At 60.0% G+C, this 18,722-nt stretch carries 16 protein-coding genes and 1 tRNA gene; 10 read left to right on the top strand and 7 right to left on the bottom strand.

Annotated features, from left to right (window positions below; genetic code table 11):
• Positions 1-82 precede the first annotated feature (82 nt).
• The 4 genes from ACIX9_RS05615 (at position 83) to ACIX9_RS05600 (ending at position 3,165) form a co-directional block, all read left to right on the top strand.
• Positions 83-1,555: a hypothetical protein gene (locus tag ACIX9_RS05615; RefSeq protein WP_198152162.1), complete on the top strand. Its 1,473-nt coding sequence runs from the start codon at positions 83-85 to the stop codon at positions 1,553-1,555.
• Between the two features lie 209 nt (positions 1,556-1,764).
• A tRNA-Gly gene (locus ACIX9_RS05610) sits at positions 1,765-1,839 on the top strand.
• A gap of 82 nt (positions 1,840-1,921) precedes the next feature.
• A complete protein-coding gene (locus ACIX9_RS05605) occupies positions 1,922-2,491 on the top strand; it encodes a TetR/AcrR family transcriptional regulator (protein WP_198152161.1) in 570 nt (189 codons plus the stop codon).
• Positions 2,492-2,580: 89 nt separating this feature from the next.
• Entirely contained in the window at positions 2,581-3,165 is a 585-nt protein-coding gene (locus tag ACIX9_RS05600; RefSeq protein WP_013579506.1) for a hypothetical protein, read from the top strand.
• A gap of 71 nt (positions 3,166-3,236) precedes the next feature.
• Here the strand turns inward: ACIX9_RS05600 and ACIX9_RS05595 are convergent, their stop codons facing one another.
• Positions 3,237-4,859, bottom strand: coding sequence for a S41 family peptidase (locus ACIX9_RS05595; protein WP_041597461.1), 1,623 nt, complete (start codon positions 4,857-4,859; stop codon positions 3,237-3,239).
• Between the two features lie 359 nt (positions 4,860-5,218).
• Between ACIX9_RS05595 and ACIX9_RS05590 the strand changes: the two genes are divergently transcribed.
• Complete coding sequence (locus ACIX9_RS05590; protein ID WP_157477335.1) at positions 5,219-7,195, top strand: peptidylprolyl isomerase; 1,977 nt, start codon at positions 5,219-5,221, stop codon at positions 7,193-7,195.
• 99 nt (positions 7,196-7,294) lie between these two features.
• Positions 7,295-8,332, top strand: a complete 1,038-nt coding sequence (locus ACIX9_RS05585) for a 3'-5' exoribonuclease YhaM family protein (RefSeq protein WP_013579503.1) — start codon at positions 7,295-7,297, stop codon at positions 8,330-8,332.
• A 178-nt stretch (positions 8,333-8,510) separates the two neighbouring features.
• Here the strand turns inward: ACIX9_RS05585 and ACIX9_RS05580 are convergent, their stop codons facing one another.
• A complete protein-coding gene (locus tag ACIX9_RS05580; RefSeq protein ID WP_232298796.1) occupies positions 8,511-9,140 on the bottom strand; it encodes a TetR/AcrR family transcriptional regulator in 630 nt (209 codons plus the stop codon).
• A 144-nt stretch (positions 9,141-9,284) separates the two neighbouring features.
• Here ACIX9_RS05580 and ACIX9_RS05575 point away from each other — a divergent pair, with 144 nt between their 5' ends.
• Together ACIX9_RS05575 and ACIX9_RS05570 are read left to right on the top strand one after the other, a co-directional pair.
• Complete coding sequence (locus ACIX9_RS05575; protein WP_013579501.1) at positions 9,285-10,085, top strand: SDR family oxidoreductase; 801 nt, start codon at positions 9,285-9,287, stop codon at positions 10,083-10,085.
• Positions 10,086-10,130: 45 nt separating this feature from the next.
• Complete coding sequence (locus tag ACIX9_RS05570; RefSeq protein ID WP_013579500.1) at positions 10,131-10,574, top strand: hypothetical protein; 444 nt, start codon at positions 10,131-10,133, stop codon at positions 10,572-10,574.
• A 19-nt stretch (positions 10,575-10,593) separates the two neighbouring features.
• Here the strand turns inward: ACIX9_RS05570 and ACIX9_RS05565 are convergent, their stop codons facing one another.
• A complete protein-coding gene (locus ACIX9_RS05565; RefSeq protein WP_232298795.1) occupies positions 10,594-11,592 on the bottom strand; it encodes a KpsF/GutQ family sugar-phosphate isomerase in 999 nt (332 codons plus the stop codon).
• 629 nt (positions 11,593-12,221) lie between these two features.
• Between ACIX9_RS05565 and ACIX9_RS05560 the strand changes: the two genes are divergently transcribed.
• Positions 12,222-12,893, top strand: coding sequence for a TlpA disulfide reductase family protein (locus tag ACIX9_RS05560; RefSeq protein WP_232298794.1), 672 nt, complete (start codon positions 12,222-12,224; stop codon positions 12,891-12,893).
• 2 nt (positions 12,894-12,895) lie between these two features.
• Positions 12,896-13,399 carry a protein-disulfide reductase DsbD N-terminal domain-containing protein gene (locus tag ACIX9_RS05555; protein WP_013579497.1) on the top strand — a complete coding sequence of 168 codons (504 nt, stop codon included), beginning with the start codon at positions 12,896-12,898 and terminating at the stop codon, positions 13,397-13,399.
• Between the two features lie 94 nt (positions 13,400-13,493).
• On the opposite strand, the gene gltX is transcribed toward ACIX9_RS05555, so the two are convergent.
• From gltX to ACIX9_RS05535, 4 genes are all read right to left on the bottom strand, one after another.
• Complete coding sequence (gene gltX, locus ACIX9_RS05550) at positions 13,494-14,978, bottom strand: glutamate--tRNA ligase (RefSeq protein ID WP_013579496.1); 1,485 nt, start codon at positions 14,976-14,978, stop codon at positions 13,494-13,496.
• 49 nt (positions 14,979-15,027) lie between these two features.
• Positions 15,028-15,879, bottom strand: coding sequence for an enoyl-CoA hydratase/isomerase family protein (locus tag ACIX9_RS05545; protein ID WP_013579495.1), 852 nt, complete (start codon positions 15,877-15,879; stop codon positions 15,028-15,030).
• Positions 15,879-16,742, bottom strand: a complete 864-nt coding sequence (locus tag ACIX9_RS05540; RefSeq protein WP_013579494.1) for a hydroxymethylglutaryl-CoA lyase — start codon at positions 16,740-16,742, stop codon at positions 15,879-15,881. Before ACIX9_RS05540 ends, ACIX9_RS05545 begins: the two co-directional genes overlap by 1 nt.
• A 183-nt stretch (positions 16,743-16,925) precedes the next feature.
• The gene (locus ACIX9_RS05535) at positions 16,926-18,671 is read right to left on the bottom strand and encodes an acyl-CoA carboxylase subunit beta (protein WP_013579493.1); all 1,746 of its coding nucleotides are present in this window, start codon (positions 18,669-18,671) and stop codon (positions 16,926-16,928) included.
• Positions 18,672-18,722: the final 51 nt, after the last annotated feature.

Genomic DNA, 18,722 nt, shown 5'->3' with positions numbered 1-18,722 from the left:
CCCTCCGTCTTTCCAGCGTTTCCCCATGTTTTGCTCCTCTCCGATTCACAGAACTTTCATGCATCCCAGCTATGCTGAACCCATGCAAAGCGGTCGTGGAGGGCTGTACTTGGATGTCCCGTCCGGGACGCATGAGGGGTCGATCCTTATTGCGACCCCGGAGATCGCCGATCCAGACCGCGCCTCCCTCCTCCTGCGCGAGCCTTCCTCGATGCTGGAGGATCAGCTACGCTTCAGCGCCGAGTGGCAGCTTGCGTTGCGCATCGCAGCCAGCAAGGGGCTCAGCAAGTCCGAGTTCCTACCGCGCTTTCTCCTCTACGTCTGCGAGCAACTTCTGACCGGCTCCGCCAGGGAGATGACAGAGCAGCACCTGGGCACCCAGGTCTTCAATCGCCCTCCCGGTTATAACCCCGGCGAAGACAATATCGTCCGCAGCTATGCGCGCATGTTGCGCAAACGCCTCGACGAATTCTTTGAGGGCGAAGGCCAGAACGAGCCCCTGCGGCTCCATATCCCGCGTGGCGGCTATGTCCCTGTCTTCCACACGCATCAGGCCATCGAGAGTTACGTCGTGGAAGCCTCTGCCGCAAGCGATGTGGAGCCCCCTGCGCAGATTAAGAACCGGTTGCCCGCCCCAATCGTCATCAGTCCACCTGCTCCAGCCAATCCACCTACGCTGAGACGTACGTTGCTTTTTAGTCTGCTGTCCCTGCTCATAGGGGCTGCAGTGGCATCCGGTGGATGGTTGGCTGCTCATTCCATTGACGCAAAGAAGCAGCATGCAGTAGCTCATGCGCTTTGGCTTCAGCTCTTCAGTAACGATCGCAACACCTTGATCGTCCCCGCGGACAGCGGACTTGGCATCCTGGAGAACCTCACCGGCCATCTGGTCACGCTCGATGAATACACCAACGGCACCTATCTTTCAGAGATCAAGGCTCCGCCCGGCGTCGGTCTGGAGAACTTCAACGATCTCCGTCAGCAGCGTTATACCAGCGTCGTCGATCTCAACATCACATCCACCCTGACCCAACTGCCGGAGTTCAATCCTGTGCGGGCTGAGATTCGCTACGCACGGAGCATCACGACAGAGGACCTCAAGCACTCCAACGCCATCCTGCTGGGTTCCACCCACAGCAACCCCTGGGTCTCCTTGTTCGAAGGCAGGATGAACTTCGTCCTGCAGTACACCCCGGCGATCAATCAATCCTTCGTCGTCAACAGGCAGCCCGAGCGCAGCGAGCAGGCGACCTACAACAATGGAGATGGAACAGCCGCAAACAAGACCTACGGCCTGGTCGACTATCTGCCCAGCCTGGACGGAGAGGGCCACGTCCTGATCATCCAGGGACTCAACATGGCCGCGACCCAGGCTGCGGCAGACACTCTCGCCAATGAAACCATGATGGAACCGATCCTTCAGCAGGCACGCAGGCCGGATGGTTCGCTCTATCCCTTCGAGCTGCTGGTGCAGACCAGGAGCATCGGTGCCAGCGCGCCGGAGTCCCGCATCGTCGGCAGCCGCATCCACCGCGAGGAACAACACCCCGGCTAACACCGGCGCAAAGAATTCCCTTCACCCTGATATACTTCAGCAAGTCGGCGTTACGTTCCATGTTTGCGACCTGCCTGGCATGAGTGGGCTTGGTCGGGTCTCTGTCGAGAGGATTTCAGGTTGTTTACAACCACATCTCCCGATCCTCAAAGTGGAAGGTACTTCGGTCAATACGCCCCGTTCAATCCGACACCGGATTGAACTTATGGGCGGGAGTAGTTCAGTGGCAGAACGTCAGCTTCCCAAGCTGAATGTCGCCGGTTCGATCCCGGTCTCCCGCTCCAATCTTTTTACAAATAAATTCACTTCCCTGCATCCAACCGCCCAACTTGCTCATCTACCAACTAGTCGGTTATACCTATGAAGATGCCAAACTCCACCGCAGATAAAATCCTCGACACCGCTCACGCCCTCATCGCGGACCGAGGCTACGCGGCCTTCAGCTACGCCGACATCTCCAGTGAGGTCAAGGTGAGCAAAGCCACAATCCACCATCACTTCCCCTCAAAGGAGATCCTGGTCGTATCCGTACTGAGGCAGCATCGTCATCGTCTGGGCGAAGGGATTGCTTCGTTGAACGACGCCGTCGCGAACCCCCTGGAAAGACTGAAGGCTTATATGAGCCACTGGGAGTCTTGCATAGAAAAAAAGACGGAGCCATTCTGCATCGCTGCTCTGCTTGGTGCTGAGTTGCCGTCGCTGCCATCGGAGGTCGCGGCGGAGGTCAGGCTGCACTTCGTTGATCTGCACCGCTGGCTTCAGCAAACGTTAGAGGCTGGGGCAAAACAAAAGAGCATCCACCTCACACAGACTGCCTCCGACGAAGCAGAGTTCATGATGGCCACCGTACATGGCGCAATGATCTCTGCCCGTGCCTACCAATCCCCCAAAGTATTCGCGCAGATCGTAAACGCGACACTGCAACGGCTTTCCTGAGGCGAACCAACATCGCCTCAGGTATTTTTTGAACTTGATATCTACCAACTAGTAGATAACTAATAAACCAGAAATGCAGGAGCGCTCTCATGACTACGAACCAAGCCACCTTCAACCCCTCAACCGCAAACCATTTCCTTCGCAACCTTTACCTCAGCCGGACAGTAGTCCAGATCGTGTGGGCCGCCACCGTCCTCGCAACAGCCTCCACCTCGCCTAACCTCGCGGTAGCCCTCGTAGTCCTGTATCCCCTGTGGGACGTCGTATGCACCATCCGAGACATTCGCTCGAATCCCCAGCCGGAATCGCGGTCGCTTCTGCTCACGAACGCCATCCTCGGCACCGCAACCGCGATCGCCGTCGGCATATTGGGCAGCGTGCAGGTGCGGTATGCCGTCGCTCTCTTTGGCCTATGGGCTCTGTTGGCAGGACTTCTGCAGCTTGGCGTCGGCATCGCCCGCCGCCGCTCTGCGAAGGGCCAGTGGGCCATGATTCTGAGCGGCGCTCAATCGACGCTCGCAGGAACGGCATTCCTCATCAGAGGCCTGCAGGAGAAGATCCATGTGAAAGATCTGGGCGGCTATGCCATCTTCGGTGCCGTCTACTTCCTGATCGCGGCCCTGTTACTGAGCCGGAAGGGCTCTACCCCGGACACCGCTCTTCACACCGCATAAAGCTCACTCCAAAAAATAAAAGGGCCGGAAAGGATCTCTCCTCTCCGGCCCTTCTCATGTTTTGAATCGATCTACCGGCTGGCAGTCGTCGTAGCAGCCGCCTTGCCCTTCGGGTTATCGAGCAGTGCCTGCGCCTGCGGCAGGAACCCCAGCGCCTTCTGGATCTGCGGGTCCCACTCCGCCCTCACCTTCAGGCCTTCCATCTGCCCAAACTGTGACGTAAACAGGTCGCTTTTGATCGAGTCCTTGATCCATGAAAGGTTCGCCGTAAAGTCCGCTTCCGTGTAGTCCACATTCTTAGCCTTCAGGAACGCCTTGAAATCCGTCAGCGTCGCGTCATCCACCTCAAAGTCCTTTGCGACCGAGTGCGTCGAAAGGTACTTCTTGGAGAAGTTGAAGAACGCATAGTGCTGCAGCAGGGTGTTCTCAAAGTGATTGCCCTTGATCTGGTCGATGTGATCGTCGGGCGTAATCCCGCCGCCGCCGTAAACCGTACGTCCGGCGTCGGTCAGCTTCACCTCGCGGTTGGCATTGCTCTTCGGGTTCGAAGCATCGCGCACATAGTAGTAGTCGTACAAGCTCATGTTGTCGTACGGCCTCTGAATCAGACGTCCTGACGGCGTGTAGTAGTGGAAGGTCGTCAGCGCCAGCCCGGTGTTCTGGCTCACGTTGAACACCGTCTGCACCAGTCCCTTGCCGAACGTCGTCTCGCCCACAATCAACGCACGGTCATGATCCTGCAGCGCGCCCGAAACGATCTCAGCCGCAGAAGCCGTATTCCGATTCACCAGCACCACGACCGGATACTCAGCTCCCTGCTCACCGCGCGAGACCGTATAAACCTGGTCCTGCGCCACGCGCCCGTGCTGTGACACGACAATCTGCCCCTTCTTCAGAAACTTGTCCGCCATATCGACAGCCTGGTTCAGCAGCCCGCCCGGATTCGCCCGCAGGTCGATCACAAGTCCCTTCAGCGGAGCGCTTGCCTGGAACTTGTCCAGCGCATCGCCAACCTCACGCCCGGTCGTCTCCTGGAAGTTCGTGACGTGCATGTAGCCCACGTTCGGACGGATCAGGAACGCCAGATCGACCGAAGGCCGCGGAATCTCATCCCGCACCAGGTCGAACTGCATCGGCTTATCCTTACCCTCGCGCATCATCGTCACCAGCACATGCGTGCCGCGCGGTCCCTTCAACATATTCGCCACCGCGGTCGAGTCCATCCCGTCCGTCGTCTTCCCGTCGACAGAAAGAATCATGTCGCCCGGCTTGATCCCCGCCTTGAACGACGGCGTCCCCTCAAACGGATACAGCACCAGGATCTTCATGGAGCCGTCGATCAACTGTGGCTGAATCGTCATGCCCACGCCGTAGTAGCGTCCATGCTGATCCTCGCGCATCTGCGCATAAGCCTTTGGATCATAAAAATTCGAGTGCGGGTCCAGCGTATGCAGCATCCCAGGGATCGCGCCGTCGTAGATCGCCTTATCGGTACGGTCCGTATCCATCTTCTCGGCGTAGTTCTGCTCCACCACGGAGTACACGCTGGTAAAGCTCTTCAGCGAGTCGCGCAGTGTGCTCTCGTCCCCCGCAGTCTGCGCTGAAACCTTCTGGCTGATAAACGAGCCCGCAATCCCGCAGGTAGCCAGGAAGACGGTGACGGAAAAGAGAGTGCGGCGTGTCGTTGGAGCCATCAGGTCGGTTTCCTTGAAGTACAGCGTGAAGAACAGAATCCAGGCAAACAAAGAGCGTACAAATCCCGGCGTTTAACCACGTCCGGTGTTGGACGGAGTATAGCAGGCAGGGGTTAGCCGGTACACGCCCACCCGGAACTCGGCACCCGTATTCCACCCACGCGACTTCCACCTCACAACACAGGTAGAATAACGTCACCGGATACCATCCGTAGGCTCCCCTGCGTCTAAGCAGCGGCGACTCAGCGGCCGGACAGCACATCAGCACCACCGCAACACGGGTTTTCCCCATTGAAGGAAGCGAGAGAGCTTTGACCTTGAACGAGAAAAGATTTGATTTCGGCAGGCGCTGCGGCACCTTGCGCATCGCTGTCTTTGCCGCTGCATTCGCAGTATCCAGCCTCACGGCAGCCTCCGCCCAGATCGTCAAGGCTCCCCGCTACCAGGGCAGCGGAGCCGTGGAAGCGCCGGTCAAGCAGATCAACCTTCCGCCGCTTCCCCCAGCCATATCCCCCCACGGCGTCGTCGTGGAAAACGTGGTCGCCCGCGTTAACGACCAGATCATCAGCCGCAGTGACGTCGATCGCTCCGAAGAGCAGCTTGAGCAGGAGTCCGCCCAGCAGAATCTCAGCCCGGCCGATCTCGCCTCCCGCCAGAAAGACATGCTGCGCGACATGATCGACCAGCAGCTCCTCCTCTCCAAGGCCAAGGAGCTAGGCCTCAACGCCGACGCAGAAGTCATCCGCCGCCTCGACGACATCCGCAAGCAAAACAAGCTCGATTCCATGGATGACCTTGAAAAGGCCGCGCGCCAGCAGGGCGTCAGCTTTGAGGACTTCAAGGCTCAGATCCGTAACCAGATCCTCACCCAGCAGGTCGTGCGTGATGAAGTCGGCCGCCGCCTCCAGACCACCCAGGCAGAGCAGGCCAAGTACTACGAGGCCCACAAGAAGGACTTCGAGCAGCCCGAGCAGGTCCGCCTCAGCGAGATCCTCGTTCCCCTTCCAGACACCGCATCCCCTGCAGAGATCGAGCAGGCCGAGACCAAGGCCAACGGCCTCAAGTCCGAACTCATGAAGGGCGGAGACTTCGCTGAAGTCGCCAAGAAGAACTCCGGAGGCCCCACCGCCGCCCAGGGCGGAGAGCTCGGCCTCTTCAAGCGTGGAGCCCTCGCCAAGGTCATTGAAGACCAGACCTTTGCCCTCGCGCCGGGAGAATCCACCCAGCCCATCCGCACCCGCCAGGGCTTCGTCATCCTCAAGGTCAATGAGCACCAGGAGCCCGGTGCCGCCCCCATGAAGGACGTAGAGCCGCAGATCCAGGAAGCGCTCTACATGAACGCCATGCAGCCCGCCCTGCGCGCCTACCTCACCAAGCTTCGTGAGAACGCCTACGTCGACATCCAGCCCGGCTTCATCGACTCCGGCGCCAGTGCCAAGGAGAGCAAGCCCGTCTTCACCGCCTACGCTCCCCCCGTCGTCAAAAAGAAGAAGGTCAAGAACAAGGCCCGCTTTGATCGTCACGGAGCCTTCAGCACCGCGTCTGCCGCCGCTCCCGCAGCTGCTGCCTCCAAGCCTGTCGTCTCGTCCCCTGACACCACCGGCGGCCGCACCCTCACCGGAGCGGAAGCCGCGCCAGTCGACCAGAAGACCGGTCTCGCCGTCATCCCCGCTAGCTCCAAGCCAGGCAAGAAGCAGAAGGGTGCCAAGCGCGAGAAGGTACGCTTCGGACAAGCTCCTCGCACCGCCCTTGCCGGCAACGAGCAGGCGGAGACCACTCCCGCAGCCACCACCCCTGCAACCCCGGGCTCCGGCGCAGGCGGATCGGTAGCTCCCGGCGCCGTCATGGCCTCGGACAGCAACTCTCTCAGCACCAGCGGCCAACCCGCCGACACGGACGCCAATCCGCTCGAAGCCAAGGCAGGCCCCAAGACCAAGACCCGCTTCGCCGCCCGTGCCGTCGAGCACAAGGAGAAGAAGGTAGCCAAGGTCAGCGCCAGGGAGAAGGAAAAGGTAGCCGCCCAGGCAGCTCCCATGACCGACGAGGAAAAGGCCGCAGCCCAGACCCAGGCCACCCCCCTCGGGCTCTCCGGCGACACCGGCCCCAAAAAGAAGGTCAAAAAGGTCAAGGTCAAGAAGGTCAAGGGAGCACCCAAGGAGCCCAGGCAGCCGAAGAAGCGTCTCGAAGAAAAGAAGCCCGAGGCACCTCCACCGCCGCCCGATATCGCTCCCACGGCCAACCCGGCCCTCGCCCCCACCGCCGCAGCCGGCGAAGGCAAGGCCAAGCCAACCCAGCCAACGCCACCCCCAACCACTCCCCCGAACCCGCAGCCCTAAGAGCTACTTCAGCGCAAACAAGGATGCGAGAGCCGCAAAGCTCTCGCATCTGCATTTAACCCGCCTTTTCCACCCAAGCCCCATTGCTATCCTGAAGCGGTGAAAGACTTCTACGTCAAGGACGCCGCCCGCTTCGATAACACCGCCGTCACCACCTACTTCTGCCTCAACCAGATCCAGGTCCGCGACCGCAAAGGCGGTGGCCAGTACCTCGCCCTCACCCTCTCCGACAAGACCGGCACCCTCGAAGCCCGCATGTGGGAGGACTTCGCCGAGGCCTTCCAGACCTGCGGCGAAGGCTGCTACGTCAAGGTCCAGGGCCAGATCTCCAAGTACCAGGGCAAGTTCCAGATCACCCTCACCAAGCTCCGCAACGCCGCAGAAAACGAGATCGAAGCCGCCGACTTCCAGCCCGTCTCCGCCTTCCCCGCAGCAGACATGGACGCCGAACTCCGCGGCTACATCGCCGCCTTCAAAGACCGCGACCTCCAGCGCCTGATCCTCGCCTTCCTCGACGACCCAGAGATCGGCCCAGCCTTCCGCATTGCCCCCGCCGCCAAGCTCCTCCACCACGCCTGGATCAGCGGCCTCCTCGAGCACGTCCTCTGCCTCGTCCGCGTCTGCCTCGCCAACGCCCCCTTCTATCCCGTCAACCCGGACCTCCTCGTCACCGGCGCCATCCTCCACGACATCGGCAAGATCCGCGAGCTCTCCTGGAAGACCAGCTTCAACTACACCCTCGAAGGCCAGATGATCGGCCACATCTCCATCGCCCAGGGCATGCTCCGCGAGAAGGTCCAGCAGCTAGCCCCCTTCCCGGAAAAGCTCCGCATCCTCGTCGAGCACATGATCCTCTCCCACCACGGCAAGTACGAGTACGGCTCCCCCAAGCTCCCCATGACGCCAGAGGCCATGCTCCTCAGCGCCCTGGACGACCTCGAAGCCAAATTCGCCGCCACCCACCGCGAGTTCGCCGCCGCAGAAGACGCCGGTAAGCGCCCAGACGAACTCACAGACTGGGTCCGCAGCATGGAACGCCCCCTCCTCAACTCCGCCCGCTGGCTAGCCGATGGCGTCGCTCAAGAAGAACCAGAACCCACCCAGCAACCCGAGCCAACGACCCTCTTCCCTTCTTAGAAGCAGCCGTCATTCTGACCCTGTAAGGGGAAGAACCCCCGTATTTGCTTTTGCGGTTGCTCTCGCCGTTGCCGTTGCCGTTCGGATTAGAGGGGGGCTTCAGCCCCCCGTCACCAGCCCAAAGTAAAAGGGCTTTAGCCCCGGGCCGCGGCTCTTGCCTTTGCTTGGAAAACCGCACTCAAGCCCGCTTCTCCCCAACCCGATCCAGCCCCAAAACCAGAAGAATCGCCTCATTGATAAATCCCTTACGCAGAGGCCCCTGCACGCTCGTTTCCTGCAGCGAAAGACCAGTCGTCAACCCCATAATGATGTCGGCCAGGTCCTTCGGAGCGCTCGGTGGAGTGCGGGCCAGCTTGGCAAACAATTTGACGACCAGACCGGCCATCGTATCCCGGTGAGTCCGGTGCAGCTTGGCATACGTCTTCGCAAACGTCTTATCGCGGCAGGCCTGCAGTTGAAACTCCGCGGAGAGCAAGCCAATCCGAAAATCGGATCCACGCCCGCTCTCACCGCTGCGGATCAAAGACAGCAGCTCTGAAGCCGGAATATCCTGCGCCAGGAGCGCGGCCAAAGCATCGATCTCCCGCCGCTTATGGATGTCGAGAAGCTCCAGAAAGATCGCTTCCTTGCTCTCAAAATTCGAGTAGAACGCGCCCTTGGAGTAACCCGCACTCTCTGCAATCAGATCGACCGACGCCCCCTCATACCCGCCCCGCGCAAATAACTGAGCCGCCGACTCCAGAAGCTTCGTCCGCGTCTCGAGCCGGCTCTCCTGCCGGGTCAATCTCTGCTTGATCGCTTTAGCCACGTCTTCAGCATAGCGCACGCAAACTATTTGCAACTCAAATACCGATTGGTATATCTATACCATCTAGAATGACGAAAGACCCAGTCGCACATGCCGCAAGCTCGGCGTGACTGAATGAGACAAACAACGAACGCGAGGAGTTTGATGACGAAGACAATTTTGATCACGGGTACTTCCAGCGGCATCGGTCGAGCTACCGCACTTTACTTCGCCGAACAAGGCTGGAACGTAGCCGCAACCATGCGCGATCCGCTCAAGGCAGACCCTGTCCTGAAGCATCCGCAAATCACCCTCTTCGCAATGGATGTGACGAATGCTGACTCCATCGCACAAGCGATCGCCGATACCTTGGATCGCTACAAGAAAATTGACGTGCTGCTGAACAACGCAGGCTACGCCCTGTTCGGCCCCATTGAGGCACTTGCGAGTCAACAGATTCAACAGCAGTTTGCCACGAATCTCTTCGGCCTCATCGGCGTGACCCAGCAGGTTCTTCCCATCATGCGGCAAGCAGGAAGCGGCCTCATCATCAATATCTCGTCCATCATCGGCCGTCTCGCTCTGCCCTACGCCTCGTCCTACATCGCGACAAAATTCGCAGTAGAAGGATTGAGCGAATCCATGCGATATGAGCTGGAGCCGTTTCACATCCGCGTCAAACTCATCGAACCCGGCAGCATCAGCACAGAGTTCGGCAAGGGCAGCATGCAGATGGCGGTCAGCGCCCCCTATCGAAAAAGCATGGATAAATTCCTGGGCGTCTTCAACAAAAGTAACGCCGCAGGAGCCAGCCCGGAGCAGGTTGCGAAGGTCATCTACCGTGCCGCGAACGATTCAAGCAACCGCCTGCGTTACCTCACCAAACCCGGCCCGTTCTTTTGGCTGAATCGAATACTGCCTGATGTACTGTGGCGCCGCCTGCTGATGAAAGCAATGGTCAACTAGTCAGAACGGATAAACCGAAAAAGATCCCCCAACTGGAATAACCCCATGACAAATATCGCCACCGCAATGACTCCGGACACGCTCTACAGACTTGCACCCCCACTCATCGCCCTTCAGTTCGCCGCCTTCGGCTGGCGCGTCAATCGGGAGATCAATCTCGGTGACGCCGCCAGAGCCACCTGGATCCCCATACCGGACGTCCTCAACATCATGAGCCTCTTCGCAACGGTCCTCTGCCTCATCGTCTTGCCCATCGCGACAGACTCGTATCTCTGGCTTTCGCGCATGGTCCTCGGAGCCGGATACATCCTGATTGCCTTCCACCCATTCACCATGGCAGCGCACTACCGCCTCTGGAGCAAAGAAGGCAGAAGCAAATACATCACAGACGGCAAAGCCTATCCCTATGCCACCCGCGAAGAACTCATCTCATCATCGCTCTCCGTCGTCCTCGCAGCCTTGGCTGCCGCCTACATCGGAACCCACTAGACGAGACAGGCCTCCCCACCTACCCCTTCATCTCAAACAGATCATGCAGATGCACCACCCCCACCACATCCTCACCATCCACCACCACCAGCGCAGTGATCTTGCGTTCCTCCATCAGCACCAGAGCATCCGCCGCCATCATCCCGCTCGGAATCGTCACCGGCGACCCGTTCATCACCTCACCCGCAGTCTTCCCAAACGACTCCGCCCCCGCCTTCTCCAGCAACCGCCGCAGATCCCCATCACTCACAATCCCCGCCAGCCCACCGCCCGCACCCAGCACCACCGTCATCCCCAGCCGCTTACGCGACATCTCATGAATCATCTCCGGCATCGACGTCTCCACGGACACGGTAGGAAGCGCCTCCCCGGAATGCATCAACTCCCGTACCCGAGCCAGCCGCCGCCCCAAACGCCCTCCCGGATGCAGCCCCGCAAAGTCCACCGCCGCGAACCCTCGCCGCCTGCTCAACTCCAGCGCCAGCGCATCCCCCAGCGCCAGCATCACGGTCGTTGAAGCCGTAGGAGCCAGGTTCAAGCTGCAGGCCTCCTCAGAAACACTCACATCTAAAACCACTGCCGACCCCCTCGCCAAAGTCGAGCTCGAACACCCACAAAAACTCACTACACCAACCCCCAGCCGCTCAAAAGCCGGCAGCAGCCGCAGCACCTCCTCCGTCTCACCCGAGTACGAAAGTGCCACCACCACATCCCCCTTCGCCGCCATCCCAAGGTCCCCATGCAGCGCCTCCGCCGGGTGCAGATACGCCGCCGCCGTCCCGGTCGAGCACAACGTCGCCGCAATCTTCCTTGCAATAATCCCCGACTTCCCAATCCCCGTACAGATCACCCTTCGCCCGCCCGCAGCGCAACCCTCCAGCAGCCCGAGCGCCCGCTCCACCGCCACCCCCATCTCTCCATCCAGCCGCTCCGCCAGCCCAGCCAGCGCCGCCGCCTCCACCCTTACAAACTCCGCAACCCCAGCCTCGTTCATGAACACCAGATCCTCACGCATCATCTTCGCACCATAAAACTCGAAACTCGAAACTCGCGACTTGAAACTCTTCAATCCCAAGCCCTTGCACTCGCTCAAGCTGATAGCTCATAGCTGACAGCTGACAGCTGACAGCTGGAAGAAAAGTAAAGTAGCCGCACAGCCTCCACCCCGATTACCGTCCCGCCGCTGCACTTACCTCTGGGCAATCAGCCCGCTTCCCAAATCGGAATAAAAAATATCCAACTATTTTCAGAAATTCCACCCAAAACACCCTCAAAAACACCAGCAAATTCACTTGTCAAGCCCCTGCGCGCCTAACTCATAGATTCTAAAAGACATGCACTGCCGGACCACTAATTTCAATCCGATATAATTGAAATAGAGTAAAAAGTTACGAGTCTCCGCACAGGCGGATCGAGTCGAAACCCATAAACCATTTATTTTGAATACTTTACGGATTTCACACCAATAGAATCAAGACCTTGCGCCCTATCTGCGTACGAAGTCCAAACCTAAGTCCTTTGGAATAAAGACTTTGTAACGAAATGGGTGGGGTGGGAGTCCAACCAGTTTCGTAGATTTCAGCTCCGCTGCAATCGCAGGTAAACTTGAACACAGGCCGCCAAGCGCTGCCGAGAATGAGGAACCAAGTGGAAATCCAGACCGCTCCCGCACCCGCAGCCAGCCGCTCCCGTAGCGCCGCCATCCTCGTCGGCCTCGTCGTCGTCGTCACCGTCCTCATCTGGGCAGGAGTCCACAACGCCCGAGAGCGCCGCCTCGCCATGCAGAGCCTCCAGGCCCAGCAAGCCTCCCGTGTCGCCCTCATCCCGGAGGCCGCAGGCAAGGGCGGTGCCGCTGAAAACCCCGACGCCCCCAAGATGCAGGGCAAAGTAGCCCCCGGCTTCTCCCTCGTCGATCTAGACGGCAAAAAGGTCTCCCTCGCCTCCTTCAAGGGCAAGCCCGTCCTCATCAACTTCTGGGCCACCTGGTGCGCCCCCTGCAAGCTTGAAATGCCCTGGTTTGAGGAGTTCCACCAGAAGTACGCCTCCCAGGGACTCGTCATCCTCGGCATCGCCGCAGACGAAGCCGGCAAGGACGTCATCGCCTCCACCGCCAGGAAGCTCGGCGTCACCTACCCCGTCCTCCTCAAGACCGACGAAGTAGAAACCGCCTACGGTGGCGTCGACTACCTCCCTGAATCCTTCTACGTCGATAAAACCGGCAAGGTCTTCCTCGAGACCGCCGGCATGAACGACGACGCAGGCGGCAAGGACGAGATCGAAGCCAACATCAAGAAGCTCATCGCCGCAGGCGGCCAGTAACCATGCGCCTTCTGCTGCTCGCGATGGCCCTCGCTGCCCCACTGCACGCCCAAACCCTAAGCGGCCAGGACTTCAGCAACTTCGACAAGCCCCAGGAGTCCCCCGCCAAGCGCCAGCAGGTCACCTACATCGCCGAGCAGCAGATCGTGCAGGCCAATAAGCCCGCCGTCCTCGAACTCCGCTTCCAGGTCCGCGAGGGCTACCACGTCAACTCCCACAAGCCCCTCTCCGAGCTCCAGATTCCAACCGAGCTCACCCTCGATGCCGCACCCGGCCTCAAGCCCGCCGCACCCGAGTACCCCGCCGGCAAGCCCTACAAGATCGGCTCCGGAGACCTCGCCGAAACCCTCGACGTCTACACCGGAGACTTCACCATCCGCCTCCCGGTCCAATCCACCCCCGGCCCCCACACCGCCGCAGCCACCCTGCGCTACCAGGCCTGCGACCGCGCAGCCTGCTATCCACCCAAAACCCTGAAGCTGGAAGTCCCCTTCACCGCAAAATAGAAAACGGCACCTTGAAAGATGCCGCTATCAATGAAAAGGTCGTCATTCTGAGCGAAGCTCAGAACCTCCGTATTGGTCTTGGCAGTTGCCTGTCTTACCGTCTTCCACCAGCAATCTTCTTCTGCCCATCCACAAACCGCCTCACCCGATCCAAAGACCGAGCCTTACCAAACACCACCAGACTCTCCAGCAGCGGCGGAGAAGAAGTAGAGCCAGTCAGGATAGCCCGCAGCAGCATAAAGCTCTCCTTGACCGACCACTCCTTAGCCGTCCCCACCCCACGCAGCGCCGCATCCAGTGCATCGTGGCTCCACTCACAGCCTTCGAGCACCGCCAGCATCTCACCGGTGAACGCCATCGTCTCCTCCAGCGTCCGCTTCTTCGGCACAAACACCTCCTGCGCCGGAGTCACGTCGTCTCTGAAGAAAAAGTCGGCCAGATCGCCAAACTGACCCAGCGTCTCGATCCGCGTCTGCACCAGCGGAGCGATCGCCCGCAGCACCTCGTCAGAGAACACCACGTTCTTGAGCTGCAGGAAGAACTCCTCGCCGGGAAGCGCCCGCAGATACTCGCCATTCAGCCACTTCAGCTTCACCAGGTCGAACACCGGTCCACCCAGCGCAATCCGGTCGAACTTGAACTCGTCCAGCATCTTCGGCAGCGTAAAGATCTCCGCCTGCACAGCCTTGTCGGTCCCCGCCGGCATACCACCGCCCATCAACCCTAGAAAGTTGAGAACAGCAGCAGGCAGAAACCCAGCCTGTCGGTAATAGATCAGTGAAACCGGATTCTTCCGCTTGGAGATCTTGCTCTTATCCAGGTTCCTCAGCAGAGGCATATGCCAGAACTTCGGCAGCTCCCAGCCAAACGCCTGGTACAGCAGCACATGCTTCGGCGTTGATGAGATCCACTCCTCCGCACGAATCACATCCGTAATCTTCATCAGATGGTCATCGACGACGTTCGCCAGGTGATACGTCGGGAACCCATCCGACTTCATCAGCACCTGATCGTCCACGTTGTTGTGGCTGAACTTGATCTCCCCCCGCAGCTCATCGCGGAACGCAGTCTCACCTTCAACCGGCACCTTCAGCCGCACAACATAGGCCCGGCCCTCAGCCTCAAACGCCGCAATCTGCTCCGCCGTCAGCTCTCGATGCGCGCCGTTATAGCGAGGAGGCAGCTTGGCAGCAAGCTGCGACTTCCGCATCGCCTCCAGCTCCTCGGCATTCTCATAAGCCTTGTAAGCCGTGCCGTTCGCCAGCAGCAGCTCCACATGCTCCCGATAGATCTCCGTCCGCTCCGACTGCCGGTAAGGCCCATACGGCCCACCAACATCGGGCCCCTCATTCCACTCCAACCCGAGCCAATGCAGCGAGTCGAAGATCTCCTGCTCACTCGTAGCCACAAACCGCGCCCGGTCCGTATCCTCGATCCGCAGCACAAACTGCCCACCCCGCTGCCGCGCATAGATGTAGTTCAGCAGCCCGATATAGGCGGTGCCAACGTGAGGATCGCCGGTCGGCGAAGGCGCAATACGTACACGAGTAGGAGCGGAAGCGATCAAGGTATCTGTCATAAGCCAAGCCCCAGTTTACCAGCCCAAACAGCCGGTAGTAATGGGGTCGTCATTCTGGCGAAGCCAGAACCTCCGTATTTGTACTTGCAGTTGCTGTTGCTTGTTCTTGCACTTGCGCGATATCAGAGACACTCCAAACCGGCTTCCGCTTCTCCAGAAAACTGGCGATGCCTTCCTTGAAGTCAGCCGTCTCTCTCACCCGCCCATTCATCAGCACAGCCGCCTCAATCGCCTCATCCAGCCACGCCCTGTTCGACCCCACCAAGAGCTCCTTAGTCCGCGCCATGGAGCCAGGCGAGTTCCCCACCAGCGCCCCACACAACTCCACCACCCTCGCTGCCATATCGGAAGCCGCCACAACCTCCGTCACCAACCCCAGCCGATACCCCTCCTCCGCCCCAAACAGCCGCCCCGTCAGCAGCAACTCCCGAGCCCGCTTCTCCCCCACCTGCAGCGTCAGGTAAGCCGAAACCAGAGCCGGCACAAACCCAATCCGCACCTCCGTATACCCGAACTTCGCCCCCGGCACCGCCAGCGTGAAGTCACATAGCGTAGCCAACCCCGTTCCCCCGGCGACAGCATGACCATTCACCGCCGCAATCGTAGGTACCGACAGCTCATAAAGCACCCGGAACATCCGCGCTATCCGCCGCGCATCCGCCTCATACTCCGCCGCGCTCAGCCCCGCCATCCCCTGCAACACGGAAAGGTCCAAGCCCCCACAGAACCCCTCACCCGCCCCCGTCAGCACCACCACCCGAACGCTATTATCCTTAGCCACCGCCTCCATCGCCGCAATCAACTCCAACTGCATCTCCGGCGTAAGCGCATTCCGCCGCTCCGGCCGATTCAACGTCAGCGTCCTCACCCCACCCGCATCTTCAATCAGCACGGTAGCCATTACTGAACCACCGTTCCATACCGCTTCTCAATCTCCCTCGCAGCCGCCAACAGCCCATCCAGCGGACGCATATCCGGCAACTCCGCCCCCAGCCTCTTCAGCTCCGCAATCAGCACCTCCGTAGGCACATTCCCCACCAGCGCATCCTGTGCAAATGGACACCCGCCCATCCCGCCAATCGCCGCATCGAACCGCCTGCAACCCGCCCCGTAAGCCGCCGCAATCACCTCCGCAGCCATCTCTGGCCTCGCATGCAGATGCACCCCAATCTCGATCCGGTCATGCACCGCCATCACATCGCTCAACACATCCGCCACCATCCTCGGCGTCGCCAACCCCACCGTATCCGCCAGCGAGATCTGCTTCACTCCACAGTCCACCAGCAAGTCGCACGCATCGACGACCTCATCGATCGACCACGCATCTCCATAAGGATTCCCGAACGCCATCGAGAGATAAGCCACCACCTCCAGCCCCCCCTTGTACCCAATCGTCCCCACCGCCTCCAGAGCCTCCAGCGACTCCTCCGGCGTCTGATTCTGGTTCCTCTGCAGGAACCCCGGCGAGATCGAATATGGAAACCCCAGTGTCTGCACCGCACCCGACTTCACGGCACGCTCCGCCCCTTTTTCATTCACCACAATCCCAATGATCTCGACATCATCCGGCGGGTCCAGATACTCCAGCACCAGCTCCGAGTCCGCCATCTGCGGCAGCGCCGTCTTCGAAACAAAGCTCACCGCATCGATATGCTTGAACCCCGCCGCAATCAAAACCCGCAGATAATCCGCCTTCACCTCCGGCGCCATCACCTTCGGCAACCCCTGCCAAGCATCCCGCGGACATTCAATGATCTTTACCATCTAGGAATCCTAAACTGCCTCTCCTAATGTATGAAACCGCTATGCACGGAGCGGTCACTTCGTGACTCGTAACTGCTCCTCATGGTTCTCCTGCTAGTCGAAAATTAGACTGTGCCGAGCAACGCGAGAACCACGCGAAGCCCAATAGAAGTCACGAAGTGACCGCCGTTCGCGAAGGACGCACTAAGTCTGCATCACCCCCACATTCCACTTCGCCACCTCCGGATTCAAAGCACAAGCCTCCAGCGCCACCATCAGCACCTCCCGAGTCTCAACCGGATCAATAATCGCATCCACCCACAACCTTGCAGCCCCATACCGAGGATCAGCCGCCGCATCATACCCCGCCTTGATCTCTGCCCAGAGCTCCTGCCTCCGCTCGTCCGATACAGTCTCCCCCGCCCGCTCCATCTGCTTCGCCTTGATCTCCGCCAACGTATTCGCCGCAGCCGCGCCACCCATCACCGCATACCTCGCAGTCGGCCAAGCAAAGATAAACCGAGGATCATAAGCCTTCCCACACATCGCATAGTGCCCCGCCCCAAAGCTCCCCCCAACGATCACCGTAATCTTGGGCACCACGCTCGTACTCACAGCCGACACCATCTTCGCCCCCGCCCTGATAATCCCACTCCACTCCGCATCCTTCCCCACCATGAACCCATTCACATCATGCAGAAAGATCAGCGGCACCAGGTTCTGATTGCAGTCCATGATGAATCGAGCCGCCTTCTGCGCGGCCTCCGTATAGATCACCCCACCCACCTCAATGCGCTTCGTCCCCGCCATCGGCCCCATCGCGACAGTCTGTGTCTGATTCAGCTTCTGATTCGCCACAATCCCCACCGCCCTCCCGTCAATCCGCCCATACCCACAGATCACCGTCCGCCCAAACTCCACCTTGTACTCATCAAACTCACTCCGATCCAGGACCCGCGCAATCACCTCATGCATGTCATAAACATTACTAGCCCCCGAAGCCGGATCGAGCAGCCCATACAGATCCTCTGCCGCAAACTTCGGCGCATCCGCAACCGCATCGAACTCCGCCCGAGAAAACGGAGCCTCCGCCCGAGCCCCAATCATCCCCACTAGCGACCGCATCCGCTCCAGGCAAGCCGGATCATCCGCCTCCTTGTAATCCACAGTCCCAGAAATCTCCGCATGCATCGCCGCCCCACCCAACTCCTCCGCCGGAGTCTTCTGCCCGATCGCCGCCTGCACCAGCGCAGGCCCCGCCAGAAACAACCCCGACCCCTCCGTCATCAGCACCGTATCGGTCATCACCGGCAGATACGCCCCGCCCGCGACGCACATCCCCATGATCGCCGTCATCTGCGGCACGCCCAAGCTGCTCATCACCGCGTTATTCCTGAACACCCGCCCAAAGTCATCCTGATCTGGAAACACCTCCTCCTGCAGCGGCAGAAACACCCCAGCCGAGTCCACCAGATACAGCGTAGGAATCCGGTTCTCCAGCGCAATCGCCTGCGCCCGCAGCACCTTCTTCGCCGTCATCGGAAAGAACGCACCCGCCTTCACCGTCGCATCGTTCGCCACGATCATGCACAGCTTCCCTTGCACCCTTCCCAGCCCGCAAACCACCCCCGCCCCCGGAGCCCCACCCCACTCCGCGTACATCCCATGCGCCGCCCAAAGCCCCAGCTCCAGGAACCCTGCGATACCGAGTGCCCCATGTCCCGCTTCTGGGACATGGGTTTCCACCGAATCCACCAAAAGACCAATCCGCTCCCGAGCAGTAAGCCGCCCCTTAGCCCGTTGCGCCGCAACAGCCTTCTCCCCACCACCCGCACGAATCCCTTGCTCCTGCTTCCGAATCTCCGCGATCAGTTCCTTCACAGCCGCAGCATTCTTCGCACTCTTGCCAGTCACCTTCAACTCCGTCCCAATCACACGAGAAAACGCCATCGTCACCCTTCCCAAAGCACCCGTTCACGATACCCTTTCTCGCTAACGATT

It is taken from the genome of Granulicella tundricola MP5ACTX9, from assembly GCF_000178975.2.
Classification (GTDB): Bacteria; Acidobacteriota; Terriglobia; order Terriglobales; family Acidobacteriaceae; genus Edaphobacter; species Edaphobacter tundricola.
Note: the sequence above shows the minus strand (reverse complement) of the source record. Positions and strands in the feature narration are given on the sequence as shown.

Excerpts from the sequence above, each read along its gene's own strand:
- ACIX9_RS05615 (WP_198152162.1), top strand. The coding sequence starts at position 83 with ATGCAAAGCGGTCGTGGAGGGCTGTACTTGGATGTCCCGTCCGGGACG.
- ACIX9_RS05605 (WP_198152161.1), top strand. The coding sequence starts at position 1,922 with ATGCCAAACTCCACCGCAGATAAAATCCTCGACACCGCTCACGCCCTC.
- ACIX9_RS05600 (WP_013579506.1), top strand. The coding sequence starts at position 2,581 with ATGACTACGAACCAAGCCACCTTCAACCCCTCAACCGCAAACCATTTC.
- ACIX9_RS05595 (WP_041597461.1), bottom strand. The coding sequence starts at position 4,859 with ATGGCTCCAACGACACGCCGCACTCTCTTTTCCGTCACCGTCTTCCTG.
- ACIX9_RS05575 (WP_013579501.1), top strand. The coding sequence starts at position 9,285 with ATGACGAAGACAATTTTGATCACGGGTACTTCCAGCGGCATCGGTCGA.
- ACIX9_RS05570 (WP_013579500.1), top strand. The coding sequence starts at position 10,131 with ATGACAAATATCGCCACCGCAATGACTCCGGACACGCTCTACAGACTT.
- ACIX9_RS05565 (WP_232298795.1), bottom strand. The coding sequence starts at position 11,592 with ATGATGCGTGAGGATCTGGTGTTCATGAACGAGGCTGGGGTTGCGGAG.
- ACIX9_RS05555 (WP_013579497.1), top strand. The coding sequence starts at position 12,896 with ATGCGCCTTCTGCTGCTCGCGATGGCCCTCGCTGCCCCACTGCACGCC.
- gltX (WP_013579496.1), bottom strand. The coding sequence starts at position 14,978 with ATGACAGATACCTTGATCGCTTCCGCTCCTACTCGTGTACGTATTGCG.
- ACIX9_RS05545 (WP_013579495.1), bottom strand. The coding sequence starts at position 15,879 with ATGGCTACCGTGCTGATTGAAGATGCGGGTGGGGTGAGGACGCTGACG.
- ACIX9_RS05540 (WP_013579494.1), bottom strand. The coding sequence starts at position 16,742 with ATGGTAAAGATCATTGAATGTCCGCGGGATGCTTGGCAGGGGTTGCCG.
- ACIX9_RS05535 (WP_013579493.1), bottom strand. The coding sequence starts at position 18,671 with ATGGCGTTTTCTCGTGTGATTGGGACGGAGTTGAAGGTGACTGGCAAG.